Origin of the sequence: Pseudomonas sp. dw_612 (genome assembly GCF_018449725.1) — a bacterium.
Lineage (GTDB): Bacteria > Pseudomonadota > Gammaproteobacteria > Pseudomonadales > Pseudomonadaceae > Aquipseudomonas.
Window position 1 is genome coordinate 1 of record NZ_JAAVVC010000051.1, and the last position, 2,875, is coordinate 2,875.

At 62.2% G+C, this 2,875-nt stretch carries 1 protein-coding gene; it reads left to right on the plus strand.

Annotated features, from left to right (window positions below; translation table 11 throughout):
• A partial coding sequence (locus tag HB680_RS32400) for an AMP-binding protein (protein WP_213942321.1) occupies window positions 1-2,875 on the plus strand: 2,875 nt, incomplete at both ends.

Sequence of the window (2,875 nt, forward strand, 5' to 3'; positions counted from 1 at the left end):
GCCATCAGCGCTCAAAGCCTTGCTGGAATCCGGTGGCCTGAGCGCCAACGTGCACACGGTCAACGTCGCGGGTGAAGCGCTGAAACGCAGCCTTGTAGAAAGCTTGTTCGAGCAAACCAGCGTGCAGCGCCTATGCAACCTCTACGGCCCCTCGGAAACCACCACGTATTCGAGTTGGGTATCGATGGACCGCGACGATGGCTTCGCGGCGCACATCGGTAAACCCGTGGCCAACACCCAATTCTATTTGCTGGATGAGCATCAACAACCCGTGCCACTGGGCGTCCCAGGCGAAATCTACATCGGCGGCGCTGGTGTGGCGCGCGGTTATCTGAACCGCGACGACCTGACTGCGGAACGCTTCCTTAACGATCCATTCAGCACAAACGGCCGGATGTACCGAACCGGCGACTTGGGCCGCTACTTGCCCGACGGCAACATTGAGTATCTGGGCCGCAACGACGATCAAGTCAAAATCCGCGGCTTCCGCATCGAACTGGGAGAGATCGAAGCCAAACTCGCCCAGCACGAAGACATCAAAGAAGCCGTCGTCCTGGCCCGCGAAGACGTCCCCGGCGATAAACGTCTGGTCGCTTACTACACCGCGCCCACAGCGCTGGACATCGACGCGTTACGCCGCCATTTGCAAACCAAGTTGCCGGACTACATGATCCCGGCCGCCTACGTCCATCTCGACAAACTGCCCTTGACGCCAAACGGCAAACTCGACCGCAAGGCCCTGCCAGCACCGGACCTGGACGCCGTGATCACCCGAGGCTACGAAGCGCCCCTCGGTGAAACCGAAATCACCCTGGCGCGGATATGGGCGCAAGTCCTCAACGTGGAACAGGTCGGCCGTCACGACCATTTCTTCGAACTCGGCGGTCACTCCCTGTTGGCGGTCAGCCTGATGGAACGCATGCGCCAGGCCGGTTTGAGCGCCGACGTGCGCGTGCTGTTCAGCCAACCGACCCTGGCCGCACTGGCTGCGGCGGTCGGTGACGACAGTAACGAGGTGAACGTCCCGGCCAACCTGATTCCATCGAACTGCGAACACATCACCCCGGCCATGCTGCCGCTGGTCACGCTGACTCAGGCGTCGATCGAACGCATCGTCGCCACCGTCCCCGGCGGCGCGCGCAACGTGCAGGACATCTACCCGCTGGCACCGTTGCAGGAAGGCATTCTCTATCACCACTTGGCCGCCGAGCAGGGCGATCCGTATGTGCTGCAAGCTCAGTTCGGTTTCGCCAGCCGCGAGCGTCTGGAGCATTTCACCCATGCCTTGCAGGGCGTGATCGACCGCCACGACATCTTGCGGACTTCGATGGCCTGGGAAGGGCTGGACGAACCGGTGCAAGTGGTCTGGCGCCAGGCGCAACTGTCGGTGGAAGAAGTGACGTTCGTGGCCACTGAAGGCGATATCGCCGATCAGTTGCGCGAGCGTTTCGACGCCCGTCATCATCGCCTCGACCTCCGCGAGGCACCGTTGATGTGCATCCGTTTTGCCCAGGACGATAAGCGCTGGGTCGCGACGTTGCTATTCCATCACACCGCGCTCGACCACACGGCGCTGGAAGTGGTGCGCCACGAAATGCAGGCGCATTTGCTCGGTCAGGCGGACCAGTTGGGCGCGGCGGTGCCGTATCGCAACTATGTGGCCCAGGCTCGCCTTGGCGTCAGCCGTGAGGCGCACGAAGCCTTTTTCTGCGACATGCTGGGCGATATTGATGAGCCGACGCTGCCGTTCGGTTTGCAGGATGTGCAGGGCGATGGCCGTGATATCGAGGAAGCCAAGCAATCTGTAGACGCGGGGCTGAGCCAACGTCTGCGGACACAGGCACGCCAACTCGGGGTGAGTGCCGCGAGTCTGGTGCATTTGGCGTGGGCACACGTCCTCGGCCGGGTCTCGAGCCGCGAAGAAGTTGTGTTCGGCACCGTGTTGATGGGACGGATGCAGGGTGGCGAAGGCGCCGAGCGTGCGCTGGGGATGTTCATCAACACCCTGCCGCTGCGCGTGAGCGTGGGCGCCCAAGGTGCTCGCGCCGCCGTCAAGGCAACCCATGCGCAGTTGACCGGCCTGCTGGGGCATGAACATGCCTCGCTGGCACTGGCCCAGCGTTGCAGCGGGGTGGTTGCACCGACGCCGCTGTTCAGCGCATTGCTCAACTTCCGGCATTCCGGCGCGGAGCCTACGGCGTTGGGCGATTCTTCGGCCTGGCACGGGATTGAATCGCTGGGTGGCGAAGAACGCACCAACTATCCACTGACCTTGTCGGTGGATGATTTGGGGCAGGGGTTCAGCCTGACGGTTCAGGCTGCGGCGGGAGTCGGTGCCCAGCGGGTTGGCGCTTATATGGAAGCGGCGCTGGCCAGTCTGGTGGAAGCGCTGGAGTTTGCGCCCGAGGCGTCGCTGTTTGATCTGGCGATTTTGCCGGTGGCGGAGCGTGAGCAACTATTGGTCGGGTTCAATGCCACTGAGGCGCTATATCCGCTGGATCAGACGGTTCATGGGTTGTTTGAGGCGCAGGTTGAGCGTACGCCGGATGCGGTGGCGGTGGTTTATGGCGAACAGCGGTTGAGCTATCGCGAGGTGAATAATCGGGCTAACCAATTGGCGCATCATCTGCGCGGGCAGGGCGTAAGGCCGGATTCGCGGGTGGCGATTTGTGTTGAGCGCTCGGCAGATATGGTCGTTGGGTTGCTGGCGATTTTGAAGGCGGGGGGTGGTTATGTGCCGCTGGATCCTGCGTATCCGTTGGATCGGATTGCTTACATGCTGGAGGACAGTGCTCCGGCCGTGGTGTTGGCGCAAGCCGCGACGCTTGGGTTATTGGCTGGGGCTTCGATGCCGGTTATCAATCTGGATAGCGGC